At 62.3% G+C, this 19,184-nt stretch carries 18 protein-coding genes; 13 read left to right on the plus strand and 5 right to left on the minus strand.

The annotated features are described in order from the left end of the window. The first annotated feature begins 224 nt into the window (after positions 1-224). From VSX60_RS08635 to VSX60_RS08670, 8 genes are all read left to right on the plus strand, one after another. Positions 225-434 carry a hypothetical protein gene (locus tag VSX60_RS08635; protein WP_327623750.1) on the plus strand — a complete coding sequence of 70 codons (210 nt, stop codon included), beginning with the start codon at positions 225-227 and terminating at the stop codon, positions 432-434. Next, entirely contained in the window at positions 435-665 is a 231-nt protein-coding gene (locus tag VSX60_RS08640; RefSeq protein WP_327623751.1) for an RNA-binding protein, read from the plus strand. Positions 666-734: 69 nt separating this feature from the next. After that, positions 735-1,376 carry a hypothetical protein gene (locus VSX60_RS08645; RefSeq protein WP_327623752.1) on the plus strand — a complete coding sequence of 214 codons (642 nt, stop codon included), beginning with the start codon at positions 735-737 and terminating at the stop codon, positions 1,374-1,376. Positions 1,377-1,399: 23 nt separating this feature from the next. After that, positions 1,400-2,458 (plus strand): helix-turn-helix domain-containing protein, encoded by a 1,059-nt coding sequence (locus tag VSX60_RS08650; RefSeq protein ID WP_327623753.1) that lies wholly within the window; start codon positions 1,400-1,402, stop codon positions 2,456-2,458. A 44-nt stretch (positions 2,459-2,502) separates the two neighbouring features. Continuing rightward, complete coding sequence (locus tag VSX60_RS08655) at positions 2,503-3,384, plus strand: IS1 family transposase (protein ID WP_327623754.1); 882 nt, start codon at positions 2,503-2,505, stop codon at positions 3,382-3,384. 46 nt (positions 3,385-3,430) lie between these two features. Further along, positions 3,431-4,378 (plus strand): IS1595 family transposase, encoded by a 948-nt coding sequence (locus VSX60_RS08660; RefSeq protein ID WP_327623755.1) that lies wholly within the window; start codon positions 3,431-3,433, stop codon positions 4,376-4,378. A gap of 54 nt (positions 4,379-4,432) precedes the next feature. Beyond that, entirely contained in the window at positions 4,433-4,978 is a 546-nt protein-coding gene (locus VSX60_RS08665; RefSeq protein ID WP_327623756.1) for a Panacea domain-containing protein, read from the plus strand. Positions 4,979-5,242: 264 nt separating this feature from the next. Then, complete coding sequence (locus tag VSX60_RS08670) at positions 5,243-5,413, plus strand: DNA-binding protein (RefSeq protein ID WP_327623757.1); 171 nt, start codon at positions 5,243-5,245, stop codon at positions 5,411-5,413. Positions 5,414-5,421: 8 nt separating this feature from the next. Here the strand turns inward: VSX60_RS08670 and VSX60_RS08675 are convergent, their stop codons facing one another. From VSX60_RS08675 to VSX60_RS08685, 3 genes are all read right to left on the minus strand, one after another. Further along, complete coding sequence (locus VSX60_RS08675; RefSeq protein WP_327623758.1) at positions 5,422-5,898, minus strand: hypothetical protein; 477 nt, start codon at positions 5,896-5,898, stop codon at positions 5,422-5,424. A gap of 114 nt (positions 5,899-6,012) precedes the next feature. Next, positions 6,013-6,408, minus strand: a complete 396-nt coding sequence (locus VSX60_RS08680; protein WP_327623759.1) for a hypothetical protein — start codon at positions 6,406-6,408, stop codon at positions 6,013-6,015. Between the two features lie 607 nt (positions 6,409-7,015). Continuing rightward, on the minus strand, positions 7,016-7,228 hold the full coding sequence (locus VSX60_RS08685) for a hypothetical protein (protein WP_327623760.1): 213 nt from the start codon (positions 7,226-7,228) through the stop codon (positions 7,016-7,018). A gap of 898 nt (positions 7,229-8,126) precedes the next feature. On the opposite strand from VSX60_RS08685, the gene VSX60_RS08690 reads away from it, so the two are divergent. Continuing rightward, the gene (locus VSX60_RS08690) at positions 8,127-9,476 is read left to right on the plus strand and encodes a hypothetical protein (protein WP_327623761.1); all 1,350 of its coding nucleotides are present in this window, start codon (positions 8,127-8,129) and stop codon (positions 9,474-9,476) included. Here the strand turns inward: VSX60_RS08690 and VSX60_RS08695 are convergent. Continuing rightward, complete coding sequence (locus VSX60_RS08695) at positions 9,473-9,955, minus strand: hypothetical protein (protein WP_327623762.1); 483 nt, start codon at positions 9,953-9,955, stop codon at positions 9,473-9,475. The genes VSX60_RS08690 and VSX60_RS08695 overlap by 4 nt on opposite strands. On the opposite strand from VSX60_RS08695, the gene VSX60_RS08700 reads away from it, so the two are divergent. Then, a complete protein-coding gene (locus tag VSX60_RS08700) occupies positions 9,948-10,232 on the plus strand; it encodes a hypothetical protein (protein WP_327623763.1) in 285 nt (94 codons plus the stop codon). The two genes, VSX60_RS08695 and VSX60_RS08700, sit on opposite strands and share 8 nt — an antisense overlap. A 173-nt stretch (positions 10,233-10,405) precedes the next feature. Here the strand turns inward: VSX60_RS08700 and VSX60_RS08705 are convergent, their stop codons facing one another. Further along, positions 10,406-10,651 (minus strand): hypothetical protein, encoded by a 246-nt coding sequence (locus VSX60_RS08705; RefSeq protein ID WP_327623764.1) that lies wholly within the window; start codon positions 10,649-10,651, stop codon positions 10,406-10,408. Positions 10,652-10,742: 91 nt separating this feature from the next. Between VSX60_RS08705 and VSX60_RS08710 the strand changes: the two genes are divergently transcribed. From VSX60_RS08710 to VSX60_RS08720, 3 genes are read left to right on the plus strand one after another with little or no spacing between them, the layout of a single operon-like run. Continuing rightward, the gene (locus tag VSX60_RS08710) at positions 10,743-11,402 is read left to right on the plus strand and encodes a hypothetical protein (protein WP_327623765.1); all 660 of its coding nucleotides are present in this window, start codon (positions 10,743-10,745) and stop codon (positions 11,400-11,402) included. Then, a complete protein-coding gene (locus VSX60_RS08715) occupies positions 11,402-12,157 on the plus strand; it encodes a hypothetical protein (RefSeq protein ID WP_327623766.1) in 756 nt (251 codons plus the stop codon). Before VSX60_RS08710 ends, VSX60_RS08715 begins: the two co-directional genes overlap by 1 nt. Then, positions 12,157-19,179, plus strand: coding sequence for an LPD38 domain-containing protein (locus VSX60_RS08720; RefSeq protein ID WP_327623767.1), 7,023 nt, complete (start codon positions 12,157-12,159; stop codon positions 19,177-19,179). The genes VSX60_RS08715 and VSX60_RS08720 overlap by 1 nt, the downstream gene beginning before the upstream one ends. The last annotated feature ends 5 nt before the right edge of the window (positions 19,180-19,184 follow it).

A 19,184-nucleotide genomic window follows, 5' to 3' on the forward strand; every position in this document is an offset into this window, starting at 1 on the left:
CACGAGCAGCTTAATGCGGGTTACTTCCGGGAGGAGCCGGGTGCGGGAAAGCCGCATGCCCGGATCTGTGAGGGCGAAGCCGAATGGATTAGCTACTCGACCATTCCCTTCGCGGGTTCGCGGGTTCGGTAGTGTCTCAGTTTGAAATCTGAAATTTGAGCCGCCCCTTATCGCGCTGGCCGCTCGCTTCCTATATGCTTGGCGTAAAGCATAGGAGGTTGATCATGTCCGATGAAGACATCGATATCTGGGGCCGCTTGATAGAGGTGGCTAACCGCGACTTCGACGGGCACCTCACCATTTTGAAGTTCACAACGAATTGGCGGGTGGGATTTGTCACGCCAAGCGAACGCGAAATCATCGAAGATATGGCCGTTGGCGACACGTTCGCGGAAGCGGCTTCCAATGCACTCTACCCTAAGCGAGATAGCTGAATGCCCACCGGACCTAAAGGCGAAAAGCGCCCCGCCGACGTGATCGGTAATGCCGTCCGCGTCATGCGCATTGCGACCGGTGAGGAAGAGGAAACCGTCACCGACGACGGCAAGGACAAGGCCGCTCAGGAGATGGGCCGCAAGGGTGGCGCCGCTCGGGCGAGGAACATGACGCCGGAGCGGCGGGCCGAGATTGCAAAGAAAGCTGCGGAAAGCCGGTGGAAGAGATGACATCACAGTTGACCATGTTAATTTTTTCGGCCACAAATGAGGTCCGAAAAATTAACATGGAGCCAGCCCGTGACCGCTACCCGTATCCTATCGCAGGACTATGAAGTCGGTTCGCGTCTCGATCACCTTGGTCTGACGGCTAGTGAATTCATCGAAGTCGTTAAGCGCGCGGTGGCAGCCAAGGCGAGCTTCGTCCTGAACTTCCCATTGAATGCCGCTGGACAGCTTTCATACATCCACGGCACTGGCGCTTTGCGAGACGTGCTTCGCCTCAAAGGCTGGCAGATTGATCGCGCTGGGAACATAGAGGCTACATATAATCCGAAAACTGGGATGAAGATCGTTTTTCAGAATTCTGATAGTGCCTGTGAAGACAACCGCAGCCCAAAGGCAATTTCTGAGAAAGGCCCAGCTGCCGCGAGGGCTGTTGATTTAGGGCAAATGAATTTGTTTGCTGAATTCGAAGCCGAAGAGCAGGAGCGGCACTCACGTGAGAACGCTTCCCTCTGGTATCTCTACGTGTACATCAACGGCGATGATGTGCGAGCAGAACTGTCATTTCCGAGGAGTATCGAGGATAAGCAGTTCAAAGAATTCAACGAACGCATCTACATCATTAAGCCGGGCGAATGGGCCAGCATAATGCCCAAGAACGTTGACGACGGAATGCCTGGTCAGGATTTCGAGATCAGCGTCACACGCAAGAAGTAGCGGCTATGTTCAGCGGACAAAGAATGAGCCTCGCCCGTAAACGGCGGCGGCTCACCAGTAGAGGATTCGCCCAACTGATCGGTATGTCCCCGGTCACAGTCACTCGCCTTGAGGGCGAGAAAAACGAACCTTCGTCCGAAACGGTCGACGCGATCGCGGCTACTCTCCGCTTTCCACGAGATTTCTTTTTCGGGAACGATATTGATGAAGTCACCAAGGACGCGGCCAGCTTTCGTAGCCTGACGACCATGACCGCTCGTGAGCGTGATGCGGCACTTGCGTCGGGTTCTTTTGCATATCTGCTCTCCGACTACATCTCTGAGAGATTCAACTTACCAGAGCCAACCCTGATCGACTTGGCACACGAGCGTAACCCAGCAGCGGCAGCGCGAACGATCCGTGAAGTTTGGGGGTTGGGCGAGCAGCCGATCAGCAATATGATCAAGCTGCTGGAGGCAAAAGGAGTTCGTGTCTTTTCTCTCGCGGAGAACACCAAGAACGTGGACGCCTTTTCCTGCTGGCGAAATGACGTTCCCTACATATTCCTGAACACATTTAAGTCGGCCGAGCGGAGCCGGCTCGACGCAGCGCATGAGCTGGCGCACCTAGTTTTGCATCGGCATGGCGGGCCGCAGCAGGGGCGGGAAGCAGAAATCGAGGCCAACAGTTTCGCGTCTTCGTTTTTGATGCCCGAATCTGACATCAGGTCTCGCTTGCCTTCGGTAGCAAGGCTTGATGATCTCTTAAACCCGAAGAAACGCTGGGGTGTATCAACGGCAGCACTTGCCTATCGACTGCACAAAATGGGGATACTCAGCGATTGGCAGTATCGCACATTCTGCATTCAAATGAATGAGCGAAACTACCGAAATAAAGAGCCAAATACTTTGCCACGCGAAGAGTCAGTAGTTTGGAAAGAGGTATTTAGAGCGCTTTGGAGCGAGAAGATACCAAAACATCGGATTGCTGCCGACCTTCACCTCCCATCTGAGGAACTTGAGAACCTTGTGTTTGGGTTGACCAGCGACCCATTACCACCGGCAAGGCAAGCAGGCCGCCCAGAGCTGCGTGAAATCAGTTGAATTCCATGCTGGACACTAAGCATAAAAGTTCACATATTAGGGGCATGAACAAGCTGCCCCTCAAAACCCGCGTCCAAATCCTCAACATGCTGTGCGAGGGATCGTCCATGCGTTCGATCTCTCGCGTCTGCGACGTGTCCATCAACACGGTGTCAAAGCTGCTTGTGGACGCGGGCAAATTCGCCGCGACCTTCCATGACGAGAAGGTCCGGGGTGTCACCGCCTCGCGTATCCAGTGCGACGAGATTTGGTCCTTCACCTATGCCAAGGCGAAGAACGTCCGCACGGCAAAGTCAGCCCCGGAAGAGGCTGGCGACACTTGGACGTGGACGGCGCTCGACGCGGATAGCAAGCTGATCGTCTCCTACCTCGTTGGCGGTCGTGACAGCGAATATGCAATGGCGTTCATGGACGATCTTCGCGACCGTCTCGCCAATCGCGTCCAACTCACCACTGACGGCCATCGGGCGTACCTTGAGGCGGTCGAGGGGGCATTCGGTGCCGATGTTGATTATGCGATGCTGGTGAAGCTGTACGGCAAGGCGCCGGAAGGACCGCAACGCCGCTACAGCCCTGCCGAGTGCATCGGAGCGCGCAAGGACCGGATCGAAGGCGATCCCGACATTGCCCACGTCAGCACCTCCTATGTGGAACGGCAGAACCTCACCATGCGGATGCAAATGCGCCGGTTCACGCGGCTGACGAACGCCTTCTCGAAAAAGTTCGAGAACCACATGCACATGGTTTCGCTCTACACCGTCTGGTACAATTTCATCCGCATTCACAAGACGCTGAAAATGTCGCCGGCGATGGCGGCTGGCATTTCCGATACACTGTGGTCGATGACAGACTTTGCTGAGGCGATGGACGCAGTTGCGCCAAGGCCAGGGCCGCGAGGGGCTTACAAAAGGCGATATTATACTTGACACACCACGCCCTTTGATGCGACAACAGCATCAAGGAGTTAGACCCATGTCCGTTCTGTCCCGTCCCTACTTTCACGATGAAGCTGCCGCCTTCGCCCATGTCGAAAGCGTGTTGTGGCCGGAAGGCGCGAATTGCCCTCACTGCGGCAACGTCGGCAAGATCTACGAACTCAAGGACGTGACGGGCAAAACGGGCAAGGTCCGCCACGGCCTGCGAAAGTGCGCCGAATGCCGTAAGCAGTTCACGGTGCGCGTCGGCACGATCTTTGAGTCCTCGCATATCCCCTTGAGCAAATGGCTTCAGGCAATCCACCTGATGACCTCCAGCAAGAAGGGCATCAGTTCCAATCAGCTTCACCGCGTTCTGGAAATCACGCTCAAATCGGCATGGTTTCTGTCGCACCGCATTCGTGAGGCGATGCGCTCGGGCGAGTTCACCCCGATGGGCGGCGCGGGCGCGATCGTGGAAGTGGACGAGACGTTTATCGGACATGACCGTTCGGTGAAGCCCAAGGGCGTCAAGAAGGGTCGCGGCTACCACCACAAGCACAAGGTACTGTCGCTGGTCGACCGTGCCAGCGGTCAGGCTCGCAGCATGGTGGTCGACAACCTCAAGGCCGAAACCCTGACGCCGATCCTTCGCGAGAACATCGCCAAGGAAGCGCGCATCATGACCGACGAGGCCGGCCAGTATCGGAACATCGGCGCCCATTTCGAGGGTCACGGCTTCACCCGCCACGGCATTGGCGAATATGTGAACCTTGAGGACGCGGCGGTCCACACGAACACGATCGAGGGCTATTTCTCGATCTTCAAGCGCGGCATGAAGGGCGTCTATCAGCACTGCGGCAAGCGCCACCTGCACCGCTATCTCGCGGAGTTCGATTTCCGCTATAACAATCGGGTAAGGCTCGGCTGCGATGATAGCGAGCGGGCGCACCGGACCTTGATTGGTGTTAAGGGTCGGCGTCTATTATATCGTGAACACGCATGAACGAAGCGGCGTCATCCGGGCGCTCGCTGACTAATCCCGCGCCGATGTAAGACAATGGCAGACCGTGCATACGACCGCGAAAAGCTGAAGGCTCTAGTTCACTACGTGATCTGGAAAGCCGGCTCGCGCCCGAATTTTGGGGCGACAAAGCTTTACAAGATTGCGTGGTTTTCGGATGCGCGCTGCTTCGTCTTGAAGGGCCGTTCTATCACTGGTGCGCCTTACATCCGGCAAGAGCACGGGCCGATTCCGCGAGACGGAATCATTGTCCGCAACGAGTTGGCGCGCGCGGGTCTAATCAGCCAGAAAAAGCTTCCATCATTCCGAGGCGAAGCATGGAGTTTTCGCTCTATGGCCCCTCCTGACCCCAATGTTTTCGAGGGCTACGAGCGGGCTGAAATCGACTGGTGGATCAAACATATTGACGAGGACCATACAGCCACGTCCATAAGTGATGAATCTCACGATTACGGATGGGAGATCGCGCAGACAGGCGAAAAACTTCCATTTGTCTCCATACTTGCGCAACGGGTACGTGAGCCGAACCAGGAGGAGCTTGCCTGGGCCAGGACGCGAGCTAGGGAGCTGAGCCTTCCTTAGTGCATCTTATTGAACAGCCGATAGCCCAGAGGGCACTCGATGATGCAGTCGAGATTTGGGAAGACGCATTTAGGGCGTGGGAAGCGGCGGTTTATGTTGTGATGCACGATCCTACCGCTGGAGTTCCGGTGACGGATAGCGGCATGACGCGAACCTTTACCTATGAAGGCGCGCGTTCAATTAAGCAGCCGACCGTGACGCTGTTGTATGAGATTGCGGGCGACACGACGATAATTCACGACGCGAGATTTGCAGAGGCGAAGTATGGCCAAGCAGGACGAGCATAAGAACCAAATCGACAAGTTCCGCGAGGCGGCTCGCGATCTGGAAACAGATAACGGCGAAGCGCGCTTCGATGCAACGCTAGAGCGCATCGCGAAGGCGCCACCGCCGAAAGACGAGAAATCGACGAAGGCCACGAAGCCCGCTAAATAGGCGGGCTTTTATTGTGCCGGGTAATCCTCAATCGTAGCCCCGCAGCTTTGACACCCAAAAATAGCTAAGCGCCGCTCCGCTGCCCTTTGGTAGCTCATCGGAGAGATTCTATGTTCGACCTCAAAACAGTGCTGACAATACCATGGCGCTTGTTCCGGGTTTGCGGCATTATTTTCCGCCACATACACGAACGCGCCCCTTCCCAGCTTGTGTGGAACATAGCTATCTCTCTTCGAGAGAAATTCTTTGATCTGTCGAACTTCGCCTTCGAGTTCCAGATTCCTATTTACTATTTCGTTATTGATCGCTCGCAGATCGTTAACCCGCTCACTGGCCGTCAGAAGTTTTTCGCGCACTTCGTTCAGCTTCTCCTTCGCTTCGGAGTTCTGCACAAGCGGGGCTACGTCTTTAACAAGGCCGCTGGTCTGCTTGAGTATCGCAAGAGTGGCAGTAATTTGCGTCGCTATCGCGGGCCAATCAGTCATCCCTCAATCCCCGTCTCAGCCAGTAGATAGATCATTTGTAGGTTTGCCATGCACGTATCCGATTGTGCCGTCAACGATGGCCCCGCGTTTCTCCCAGGCCCGTGCGACTGCGGTTTAGACCTCCCGATCGATGAGGCGGAACTGTTTCGCCCTCTTCTTGTAATCGGGGCGCGGGGCGGACGATGGGATATTCGACAGCGCAACATTGAAGCACTCGTCGAAGCAGAAGAGGCCCCAGTCGGGGACGGGCGGCGTCTCACTCTGACCATCCACCTGAAAAGCGCTCATGGCTGGCCGGCCTGCGGTCGTGGTGCCTACGGTGTGGACTTCAACGACTCGATGATACCCGTGGTAGGTGAGGGTGAGACAAAGCCCGTCGCCTATGGCGCTTACGGCCTGCTGCTTGTTGCGCGCCGCTTCGGAGGGATTCTTGGGCTGATACGCAGGAACACGCTTCGTCTTTAGAGGCTTGCCAAAAACTGGTCTTCGCATGGCCTTTAACTCCTCCATTGGGGAGCGGTCAGGCTACCTTAGCGGTCTGGTGTGTCAAGTATAATATCGCCAATTAGAGCCTGCCCCCCAACCGCAGAACGCCCGCCCGCCGACAAGCGCGACGGGTTTTTCATGTCTGACGCCGGGAGGCTCCCATGAACTACACTGGTGACATTCGATGGAGCCTTTGGGCGATGGTCGCCCATGGTCTTGGCGATTCCCGCAGCGGCACGGGCGGCCAGCGCGGCGACACGAGCACGAACAGCGGCGGCCGGTCATCTTCGCCTGGCGGCGGCGAATCTCGCGGCTCTTCCGGCTCAGGCAGCAGCAGCGGCAAGTCGAGCAGCAGCGGCCGGTCTGGATCATCCAACAGCGGCGGCCACGGCCACGGCGGCGGCTCGCGCGGCGGCGGCGTCGGCCCAGGTGGCAGCGGCGCCAGTGATCCAAGCGGCGGCTCCAGTTCCGGTCGTGGCGATACGCCCGGCGGTGGTTACGGAGGTTCGAGCGTCGGACGCCAGTCGTCGAGCAGCGGGAGCCGATCGTCGTCGTCGTCCAGATCCAACCGCAGCGACAGTCGCGATTCCGGCAACCGCAGCTCAGGACGCGGCAACACGGCGGGCGGCGGCTATGACGGCTCAAGCGTCGGACGGCAATCGTCGAGCAGCCGGTCGACCACCAAGGGCGGTAGCTCCGGTAAATCGAGCCGGATCAGCAGCGACAGCCGATCGACCCTCTCGCGTTCGCAGGAAGCCAATCTCTCTGATCGTCTCGGCGGCGGCTCGTCGTCCAGCAGCGCCAGCCGCTCCGGCAGATCCAGTCGCTCCGGCAGCCGGGACACCGGCGGTAAGTCGAACCTCTCACCAGCGCAGGAATCCAACCTCGCCGGCCGGCTTAGCGGCGCCGTCTCGGCCTCGACTGGCCGCAGCCTAAGCGACACCGGCGGCAAGACCGCCTTGTCTCCCGCGCAGGAATCCAACCTCTCCGATCGCCTCGGAGAAAGATCCACCAAGAGCGGCCGTGTCGGAAGTGGCCTTGCGGCGGGACGAACCGGGCTATCTCCGGCGCAGGAATCCAATCTTGCGGACCGCCTCGGCGATACGCGGCGCGGCCCAAGCCTCATGGCGCCGTCCCTCGAGCGCAACGTCGCGGACCGGCTTGGCGATACGCGCGTCGGCAGCCGCAGCATGATGTCCCCATCGACGGCCGCGAACGTCGCAGACCGGATCAGTGGCGCCTCCCGCTCGGCGGCCGGAAAGACTGATCGTCTCGGGACCACGCGCGGGCGCACGGCGATGACGCCGGCGCAAGAGGCGAACGTCGCGGACCGGCTCGGCAGCACGACGCGCGATTACGGGCTGGGCTTTGCTTCCCGAGCGCGCGCGGCCGAAGATACGAGCATGAAGACGCTCGGCGAGCAGCGCGCCAAGAGCGCCCGCAACTACGGTCTCGGCTTCGCATCGCAGGCGCGGGCGGCGGAAGACACGTCGATGACCGCCATGCGCGCCGGTGTTCGGGCCACGTCACCCCGCGCCGCCGAAGATGCCTCCATGACGAGCCTTCGCGCGTCGAAGCAGGCCACCACGCCCCGCGCCGTCGAAGATCAGTCGATGGCGAAGCACGGCGCCTGGCAGGATACTCTTGGGATGATCCGCGGCGCCGAATCCCGCCAGCACGGCTACAAGTCGGTCGGATACACCAGTTCCTACAGCAAGCCATTCCGCGACGATCTCACCGACATGACGATCGGCGAGGTAATGGGCTGGCAGGAGGCGCAGGACGGCAGCAATGGCAAGGGATACAAAGCCGATCGAACCTATGTCGGCGCATACCAGATCGGCAAGACGCAAATCGGTGAGGCAGCCGCCCGCACCGGCCTGAGCCTCGACACCAAGTTCACGCCGGCAACCCAGGACTATCTCGCGCAGGATCTCGTTCAGAACCGTGCGAACCGGTCCACCAGGAACGGGAAGATCGAAGACGATCGCTTCGCCGATCAGTTGGCGATGGAATGGGCCGGCATCTCCGCAAGCACCGGCCGAAGCTACTACGATGGCGTCGCGGGCAATAAGTCGAGCGTTCCGTACAGCGAAACGCTGGGCGCAGCGAAAGCCTTGACGTCGACCGGCGCCGTCACGCCGAACAGGGGCGGAGCCGCCGGCAAAACCAGTCGCGTCGCCAGCCTGCCCGAGACCGGCCCGGTCCCGACGGCGCGATCGTCTGTTGATGGCCGCACCGACATTCCGACACCAACCAGCCGGACGGCCGCGCTCGAAACTATTTCGGCCCCGGTCGCAGCGCCGATCACGCCCAGCAACGCACCGGTCAGTGCGGAGATCCGCGAGGCCGCCGCGCGACGCGGCGTCGATCCCGCCGCCGTCGCGGCATATGCGGACAAGTACAAGCTCACGCCGGACGAGGCGGCATTCGCGCTAACCCCGCAAGAGAACGTCGCCGGCTACCGCGATCCGATGGGCCGTCAAGTCAACCCGGCACCGGCCGTGAAGGAGGCGCCGCGCCACGTCCCGAACGCGCCGAAGGTCGCGGGCGTGCCCGCGGTTCCTAGGCCGACCTCGGCGCCGCGATCACAGCGGTTTGCAACGACGTATCTCGGAGCCCCCGGCGTGCCAACACCAACCTCGGCGGCGAGTTCCGTTCCGACACCAACGCAGGCGCCGCGCGCCGTCGCCGAACGCTCCCTCCCCGACAAGGTCCTCGCGGGCGCGATCGACGTCGGCGTCGGCATGATCCCTGGCCTCGGCACGGCCGCATCGGTCTACGGGCTGGCGGCGCCATTCCTCGGCCTGCCCGGCGTCGGCGATATGGCGCTGGCGTTCCGTGACACAAACCAGTTCGATCTCAAGGAAAGCTTGAAGGGCTTCGATCCGAACGCCGGCGGCAACAGCGAACCACCCAGCGGATCAACATTCGGGGATGCGCCGCGCGAGACGGCTGGCGCACCAACGCCAACGCCATCGGTGCGGTTCGGGGAGAAATACCTGGCGTTCAACGATCCGACGCCGCGGCCGACGCCGGAAGAAAAATGGGGGCGGTCCGGTACGCCGAACACAGTCCCCTATGCGCTCTAGACGGTCGGGCGGCAGACGAGGAAAATCGACTCCACATCGCCTCCGTAAGTGATGATCCTGAGTACGTCCTTTTCGTTGCTGGAAAGCATGTTCATCCGGCAATATCCATCAGCGCTGCACGTATCCAGTTCAGCCCCTGCGCCCGGCGAGCGAGATTGATCTAGTTCAAAGGGGTGAGTGTTGATGATCGGCTCCCAGCCCATTTTCCGCAGCGAATCGCGAGCGTCCGGGTATTCCAAGCCATGGAGCGCAACGACGTTCGTCCCGGCCTTTTCGCCGCAGAACTCGTAGGACCAGTCTTCTACAGCCTCCGCCGTGAGGTCCGCCCATGCCGGTCCGGCCAGCAGCAGCGCTCCTGCAATCACTGAAATCCTGAGCATCGTCGGTTCCTCCTTCAGAAGATATTGGCACATCGCGGCGACGTGGCAAGAGGCGGTCGATCGAGAATCGCGATCCACTGGAGAAACGGACATGATCATCGACAACTCGCCGGTGGACCGCGCGATGGCGGATCTATGCGAGGTTCTCGACCGGCTACCTGCCGCCGAGCGCAGCGCGCAGCGCGACAAGTTTCTCGCCGTATTTGACGAGCGCCCGGACCTTCTCTTCTTCGGTCGGATGGAACTCTCGGGAACAGGTCCGACACACAAGATCGAGCGGTCGACGCTCCATCCGAGTCAGTTTCACCTGGATTGGATTGCCGCATTGCGGGCAGGGAAACTCGACTGGGATGTCGAAAAGGCCAACGGTCTTTGATTTTCGCGCCATACGCACCTGCCCCCTTTGAGGTAGGAGCAGATTGGCCGACGAGCCTTACGCCAGGCAGAGGCGGTCCTGACGGGCCGCCTTTTTTAATTTGGAGAACCACATGCAGAACAATGTTCGTGATCAACTCCTGATGAATTACCTCCTCGATACCGAGGACGCGATCATACAACGCCATCAGCAAGAGCTTCGTAGGCAAGTGCTAGAGCTTCTTTGTGATCTTCCACGGGAGGCTCTACAGGCGTTTCTCGGCATGTTTTCGCGAGCGCTTCAAGCGTTCCGGTCGCGTCTGATCGGTCGATGACACCAGCCGACACCAGCATCTGCAATATCTGTGAGAGCTCGTGACGGCGCATGTAGGCTTCGAGGGTGATCTCGCTCTTGAACTTACGCGGCTGACTTTCGGCCATCTGACTCTCCCGTTTCGCGGGAGAAGCTATCCACCCAAGCTGACCTGGAACGGGGCGGTTCTTCGGAGCCGATTTTTTATTGGAGAACCACATGCAGCCGAACATGCCTGAACGCGACATGCCGCAGGACGCCGCGCCGCAGCCCGGTCAGGCAGCGCCGCAGCCCGCGGAACCGCGCCGCCTGACGGCCGATGAGGAGCAGCCTTCGCCCGAGGAACAGGCCTTGTATGACAAGTTTGTCGGCAAGGCGTTCATGCTGGTCTACGACGAGAAATTCTTCCCGACCGTCATCGAGATGCTCAAGGGCGAAGGTGACCCGATCGAGGGTCTGGCGGTCGCCTCGTCAAAGGTCATCGCTCGCGTGATGACCGCAGCCAAGGACGCCGGACAGGAGCTGGCCGGCGACGTCCTGTTTCACGGGGCGAAAGAGATCTTCGAGGATCTTGCCGAGCTGTCGCGCCGCGCCGGCATCAAGGATTTCAGCCAGGACCCGGATGCGCTCGAGGGCGCCTATTTCCGCGCACTCGACCAATTCCGCATGTTCCTCGAGGAATCGGGCGGCATCAACCGCGAGGCCGCGCAGGCTGACCTGGCGATGTTGCAGCAGATGGACGAGGCCGGCGAGCTGGAGGGCCTGTTCCGCGATCTCGCGGCAAAGGACGATGCGGGCGGGCCGGAGCCGGAGCCGACGCAACAGGAGGGGCCGCAGCCGCAACAGCGAGGCGGTCTGATGCAAGGGGGCGCACGCTGATGGCCGGTCTTCTCGGATTTCTCGCAGCCGGCGCCGCCAAGGGCGCAGGCGAAGGCATCGTGGCGGAAGCCAGGGCCAAACGTGAAGCGGCGATCGCCGACCTCGAGAACAGCCGGCTTCTCTCCCGCGAGCAGGCCGACCGTGACTTCCGCGCCGGCGAAGGCGATAAGAGCCGCGCCGCCACGGCCGCCGAGGGCCGACTGAACCGCAGCGAGATCGTGACCGCAGAGGACGGCACGAGCATGATCTTCGATGGCCAGGGCGCCCGCTCGTTGAAGGACGACACCGGCAAGTCGGTGAAGACGCTGCGCACGTCCAAGAGCGACGCACCGTCGGACGTTCGCACGGCAGAATGGCTCATCACGCAGGGCATAGCGAAAACGCCCGAAGACGCATGGACGAAGGTTCGCTCCGCCCGCGAGGGCGTCACCACGTCGGCCGACATCGAGGAGATGACCGAGAAGGCCGTCAAGACCGAGCTGGGCGATTCCATCCGGCCGCCCAAGCCCGAGGAGGTCGAGGAATCGCGGCAGCGCAATCGGGCCCGCATCATGAAGAACCTCGGCATCGGCGACACGAATGACGGCGGCACATCATCGGCACCGGAGCCGGCGAAGGTCGTGCGGCCGGCCGGGATGGACGACGCCGAAATCATCGAGCAGGCGAAGGACGCTATCCGCAAGGGCGGTGACGCTGCCGGCATCCGCTCGGACCTCCGCATGCTCGGAATTGATCCGGCAAAGGCAGGTATCTGATGGGTCTTTTCGACCACCGCCTTCCTGCCGATGGCGGCATGGCCATCAAGGGTAGCCGTCCGTCCACCACCGGCGCCGGCCTGTTCGATCATCGCATTCCTGCGCTCGAGGCCAAGACCGCGGAGGAGCCCGTTGCGAGCTCGCTGAAGCGCGACGAGGAGCCCGCGACCTTCGGCGATGCTGTCGGCCGTGGCGTGGATCAGATGCAGGGCATGCTCTACGGCGGCGTTGAGGCGATCGGCGAGGCGACCGGCTTGGAAGGCGTGGAAGCTTTCGGCCAGGAGGGGCGCGAGCGGAACAAGGACGAGGCGGCGCAATATCCGGCCCGTCAGGATTTTCTCGGCATTCGCGGCGCGGGCGATCTCGGCCAGTGGGCGAAGGAGACGGTGGGCGAACAACTCCCGATCTTCGCGCCGTCGATCGGTGGTGCAGCCGCAGGCGCGGCGGTCGGATCGGTCGTGCCGGGCGTTGGCACCGTCGCCGGCGCGCTTGTCGGCGGCTTCCTGCCAAGCTTTCTCATGGGCACCGGCGAAGTGCAGGGCGCGATCAAGGACAAGGACGCGAGCGTCGATGCGCCGGGTTATGCGCTCGGCGGCGGCGCGGCGATCGGCGTTCTCGACACCATCCTGCCGGGAAAGATCGGGACGCGCGTCGCCCGCCAGTTCGGGTTCGATGCTGCCGAGGTTGTCGCGCGCGAGGTTCTGACCAGGCGCGTCGTGAAGGAAGTGGGCAAGGGCGCGCTGACCGAGGGTCTGACCGAAGGCTTACAGGAGATCATCGGCGAGGCCGCCGCCGCGCAGGCGACCGGCCAGAAGATCGACGAAAACTGGTGGAAGCAGGCAATCGAGGCAGGCGCCGCCGGCGCGCTGTTCGGCGGCACCATCAGCGGCGCCACAGCCGTTCCAGATCCCGCGCGCACGCCGCGCACGTCCAGCGACACTCTGCCGGATGGCGCATCACCGGCTGCCGACTTCCTCGGCGAGGAAACCGTCGTTCCGGTCCCGGTCGATCGTGAGCGCGCAGCCAGCCCGCGCCTGACCGAGGACGATCGCGCCTCGCCGATCCCGAATGACCTGATCGATGATGGCAAAAGCATCTTCGACGGATCGCGCCGCATGCGCGCCGAGCCGGGCCTGCCCGCGACCGAGGACGCGCTGCTCCCCTCCGACTTCGACCGGGAGATCGCCGCCGCCGCAGAGGACGCAGCAGGTCAGCGCCAGCCCAGCGCGACACCGGAACAGCGCGCGACGCTCCGGCTTGCCGGCGATCTCGACAGCACCATCGACGAAATGTCGCCGGGGGAACTGGATGCGGAAACGCGAGCCGCGTCCGACGCCGGGATCGCCCCGACGCCGAGGAACGTGCTCGCTGCTTCTTCCTACGGGGCTGACGCGCCAGCACTGTCGGGAGCCGTACAGCCCGACGCTGCGGCTGCTGACGCCGCACCTCTACTCCCCGCAGAACCCGACAGCGAGATCGCCGGCGCGCGTCCGGCACCGGCCGACGATTTCGGCGCCACCTTCGACGCTGACATTCAGACGGCGGCCGAGAGCGCGACATTCAATCCGCGATCGACCAGCATCGCGCCCAGCACGATTCGCTCCGGCGACGGCTCGCGCACTGCGCCCGTCGCGATCGGACAGACCGGCGACCTGGGCGGCGGAACGATCGACGGCGACTGGACGTCATTCCGGCCGGAATCCGGGACGCTGAACGTGCCGCGTTCGTCCATGCCGCAGATCAAGGCCGAGAACCGCGGCGCGATGGTGAACTTTCTGAACGCGCGCGGCATCGCGCACCGTGAAGAAAGCGTACCCAGCGCCAGTCTCAAGCCGACGCAGGCCGAGTTCTCGGCGGCCAAGGTCGAGAAGGCGAAGGACTTCACCGGCGGCGACCGCGCGATTCTCGTCTCCAGCGACGGGTACGTTCTGGATGGTCATCACCAGTGGCTAGCCAGGCGCGAGGCCGGCGAGGACGTCCGCGTGATCCGCCTCGATGCGCCGATCCGCGATCTGATGGCGGCGGTCGCCGAGTTCCCGAGCGCCACGAACGATGCTCCGGCCTCCGATGTTGATTTAAAAGTCACTCCGCCGGCCCGCCCGAGCAAGCTGAAGGCGCTCCATCAGCGCGCGCTTGCGAAGAAGCCCGTCATCAAGATGCTGCGCGACGCCGGCGGCGTCGATCCATCCTCGCCGCTCGCCGGCAATCTGCGCGCCATGGATATCAACGCGCGCACCGCGCCAGGCCTTTTCCGCAAGGGCGGCATCGGCGCGGCCGACAACTTCGTGCGCGACGAGCACCCGCTGTTCGAGAACGCGCCCGACGACGGCAACGGCTACATTCCCGAGGAAGCAATCATCGAGGCGCTGCGTCGCGAGATGGGCGGCGACCCGATCCGCACCATGGATGAGTTCCAGCGCGCGTTGGCGAGCCATCAGAAGGACCCGGACGCCTTCGACGACACCCCCGAGCTGGTGCAGACTGCGCGGGCGTTCATCGAGCGCGGCCTGACCCCCGAGGACGCGATCGTTACAGCGGCCGAGAATTTGGCCGACGATCTCGACCAGCTGACCGAAGGATCATCGACCGATGCAGAAGACCGTATCCCGTTCTTTGACGATGCCACCGAAGCGGACGGCGAAGGAGTACGGAGAGATCAGCCGCGCGCTCAAGAAGAAGGCGGCCGAGGCCGCACCGGAGCGGAGAGCGGACCTCGAGCACGCATCGGAACTGATGGCGGCGAACGCACGCCTGCGAGCCGACCAGCAGATGCGCAACCGGTAGAAGCCGGCGCCGACGGCAAGTCCCAGCTTGTAATCCCCGGAGCCGAGCGCGTGCCGGACCGCGACATGGCCCAGCGCGGCGCCGATTCGCGTCTGCGTCCGAACGCCGACCAGCGGCCGATGGATGACGGCCTGTTCGGCGATTCCTCCCGGCAGACCGATCTCGTCGACATGGCGAAGCCGGAGCAGAAACCCGCGAAGAAGAAGGCGGAGCAGCGCCAGGCCACGACCGGCCAGGAAATGCTATCGACCCGCCCCGATGGCGAGCCGGACGGCGTTGACGCGGAGCCTCGTCCGCTACTCACCGAAGCCGAGCAGAAGGCGGTCGTCGACATCGTGCGCCGTGTGTCCGGCCTGTCCAACGTCGAGTTTCACGAGGCCATCGAAGTTCCGAGCACGGCGAAGGCGTTCAAGGCGTGGGGCCGCGAGGGCAAGGACGGCAAGTTCATCGCCATCGGCGGCTACTACCACCCGATGAAGGACGTGATCGCGATCGCGCTCAATTCCGGCGGCGATGGCCGGCGCCTGGCCTACCACGAGTCCTTCCACCGCGTTCAGGCGATGTTCCTGACCGACCAGGAGAAGGCGCTCCTGGCTGCCGAGACCGAGAACCTGCGCGCCATCGTGGCGGCGACCGAAGGCCGCGAGGAACAGGCCGGGCGCATGTCGCAGAGCGAGATCGAGGCGGAAGCCTTCGCGATCTATGCCGAGCGCATGGACGCCGGCGGCAAGGCGCCGCTGCGCATCAAGGGCCGCATCCGCGCCGCGTGGGATCGCATCCGCGATATGGCCAAGCGCGTGCGCAATTACCTGAACGGTCGCGGCTACCAGACGTTCGAAGACGTCTTCGACGTGGCTCGCTCCGGCCAGATGAAAGCGCGCAATCCCGACGGCACGTTCAAGAAGGCCGACCCGTCGTTCTCGGTGGCCGGCGACACGCGCGGCGAGGCCTTCAAGCGCTGGTTCGGCGACAGCAAGGTAGTCGACGCCGACGGCAAGCCGCTGGTGGTCTACCACGGGAGCAAGTGGGGCGACCCCGACGATAGCGACTTCGCATTCGAGACAGGGCACACCGGAGCTGACGAGATCGGCAGCGTCGGGTTCTATTTTACAGACGACCGACAGGCCGCCATTTCCTACGCGCAGGGTGGGGAGCCTGCCGCAGTCTATCTTCGTGCGGAGAACCTGCTGGATCTACGCGACGCCGAAGCAAAGAACGCCGTCAAAGCGGCCATAAAGCAGGGCGGCAGCTACGGCATTCGCTCTGACAACATGTCCACAGATACCACCATAGACAATATCGAAAACGACGTCGGCGCTGACGCCGAAACTTTCTTCGATTGGGCCAACGAGGTCTCGGGGGGTGAGGCTAATTATCTCATTAACGCCATCGCAAAATGGGCCGCGAACCAAGGCCACGACGGGATGGTGTTCAGTGACGGGAACCGAGGAGAGATAGCTGACAGCTACGCCGTCTTCGAGCCGAACCAGATCAAATCCGCCACCGGCAACAACGGCACATTCGATCCGAACGACGATCGCATCCAGTTCTCCGTCCGCGAACGCGACCCCAACGCCAGCTTCCAGTCGCCAGCGGACAGCGCCGCGGTGCAGCGCTTTATCTCCCGGAACATCTCCGCCAGGTTCGCAGCCGCGCTTCCGAGCGAAACCTCGGTTGTTCGCAAGCTGCAAGACCGCTTCATCGACATGAAGAGGATGCAGGCGACGATCAAGCGCGCCGGCGGCAACGTGAGCGAGCCGTACGACGTCTACATGGCCGAGAGCCTCTACTACGGCCGCGCCGGAGACAAGCTCACAAAGCTTCGGCAGAAGGTCATCGAGCCGCTCGTCGACGACATGAAGGCTCGCGGCATCAAAGCCGACGCGCTCGACAAGTATCTCTACGCTCGGCATGCGCCCGAGCGGAATCGCGAGCTTCGCAAGATCAATCCCGGCATCGCCGACCCGTCCGGAATGTCTGACGCGGAAGCGGCCCGGATCATTGCGGCCGCCAAGCCCAAGCAGGCCGATTACGACGCCCTCGCTACTCGCTACGATGAGATAATCCGGCAGACTCGTGCCGAGCTCCTGAACGCTGGTCTCATCAGCCAGGAGATGCACGACGCATGGGAAGGCCAGTATCGGTTCTACGCGCCGCTGCGGGGTTTCGAGGAAGATCCGGACACGGAAGACGGGCCGAGCACGGGCACCGGGTTCAGCGTCCGCGGTCCCGAAGCGCAGCGTGCGCTTGGTCGCGACTCCAAGGCCGACAGCCCGCTCCTCTACGCAATCGGACAGGCCGAGCAGGCCATCATTCGGGCCGAGAAGAACCGTGTTGGCAAGACCCTTCTGCGCCTGGCGCAGCAGTCGCCGAACAAGGAAGTTTGGGAGATCGACAAGCGCGAGCCAATCCGCTCGGTCAACAAGGCCACCGGCAAAGTTGAAGTCAGCTACGCACCACCAGGCTTCAAGAACGCCGACAACGTCGTAGTCGTAAAGGTCGGCGGCAAGGCCCACTTCGTCACGATCCATCACAAGGGGCTGGCGCGAAACTTCCAGATGCTCGGCGCCGAGAACCTCGGCATCGTCTTGCGCGGCCTTGGGTGGATCACGCGGCGGCTGTCGATGCTGAACACGTCGTTGAACCCGGAGTTCGTCGTCAGCAACTTCTTCCGTGATCTGCAGACAGCCCTCGTTCACATGTCGGAGCAGGAGCAGAAGGGGCTTCAGAAGGACGTCGTGAAGGATCTGCGCAAGGCGATCGTGGGCACCTATGGTGGCCTGAAGGGCAAGAACGCGACCGAATGGCAAAAGTGGTTCGACGAGTTCTCCGAATCCGGCGGCAAGATCAGCTTCTTCAACTTCGACGACATCGAGAGCCAGCGCCGGGCCATCGAGGGCGCCATCAACCGCGGCAAAGTGATGGAGGCGTTCCAAGGCGCGGCCGACTGGATCGACGTCGTCAACGGCTCGATCGAGAACGGCGTTCGCCTGGCGACCTACAAGAACCTGCGGGAGCGCGGGTACACGAAGGGCCGGGCCGCGTCAGTCGCGCGAGAGTTGACGGTCAACTTCAACCGCAAGGGCGAGTGGGGCGCGGCGATGAACGCGCTTTACATGTTCTCGAACGCGGCGGTCCAGGGCAACGTTCGCGTTGCCCAGTCGCTCTGGCGCTCAAAATGGTCCCGCCGGGCAGCTTTCGGCATGGCCGCCGTCGCCTTCTCCGTCGACTGGTACAACTGGCTCGTCGCAGGGGACGACGAAGACGACGACATGAACTATTGGGACAAGGTGCCGGCTTGGGAGAAGGAGCGAAATCTGATGTTCGCGGTCCCGGGAAGGCCGGGCGAGTTCGCCAAGATCCCGCTGCCTTACGGCTACAACGTCTTCTATGTCATGGGCCAGCAGATCGGGGCGGTCTCCCGCAACGTGACGACAGATGCGCAGGGGGCGTCTGTGCTTGGGGCTGCGGCGACTATTGCCGCCTCTATCGGAAACGCTTTCTCGCCGATCGGAATCGGCCCGAACCTCGGCCAGGTGGCGGCGCCGACCATCGCTGATCCGTTCCTACAGATGTACCAGAACCAAAACTGGACCGGCGGCCCGATCCGCCCGAAGAAGTTCGACGAGCTGGAGCCGGACGCTTACCAACACTTCAAGGGCGTAGCGCTATGGGCGCCGCCGTTGGCGAAGTTCATGAACGAGTGGACCGGCGGTAACGAGTTCAAGAGCGGCGGGGTCGATCCGTCGCCCGAGGACCTCGAGCATATGTTCGATTTCGCAACCGGTGGCGCGGGCGCCTTCTTCTTCGACCGCGTTCCGACCTTCGCCGGCGAGCTCGCCTCCGGCAAGGGCGTCTCTGCCGACAAGATACCGTTCTTCCGGCGGCTCTACGGCAAGGTGCAGGATTACGTCGACACCTCGGTCTATTACGACCTGCGGGACCGCGCGGTGATCATGAAGGGGCAGATGGAAGGCTTCGCGGAGGCCGCCTTGGAAGCCGAGCTGAACGAAGCGAGAGCTGAAGATCCGGTGATGGCGGAAGTCTGGCCGGATTTCGTTGCTGCGGAGAAGCAACTGCGCAAGCTGCGGAAACTCGAACGTGCGATCTTCGCTGACGAGAATACGACGAGCGAAGAGCAAAAGATCGAGCTGGAAGAGGCCCGCACGATGATGAACGAGACCATGGCGGAAGCCCGACGCGCATATGAGGTTGAGCGCCGCAGGCAATCCGAGTAGCGTCG

The organism is Aurantimonas sp. A3-2-R12 (assembly GCF_036016755.1).
Taxonomy (GTDB): domain Bacteria; phylum Pseudomonadota; class Alphaproteobacteria; order Rhizobiales; family Rhizobiaceae; genus Aurantimonas; species Aurantimonas coralicida_A.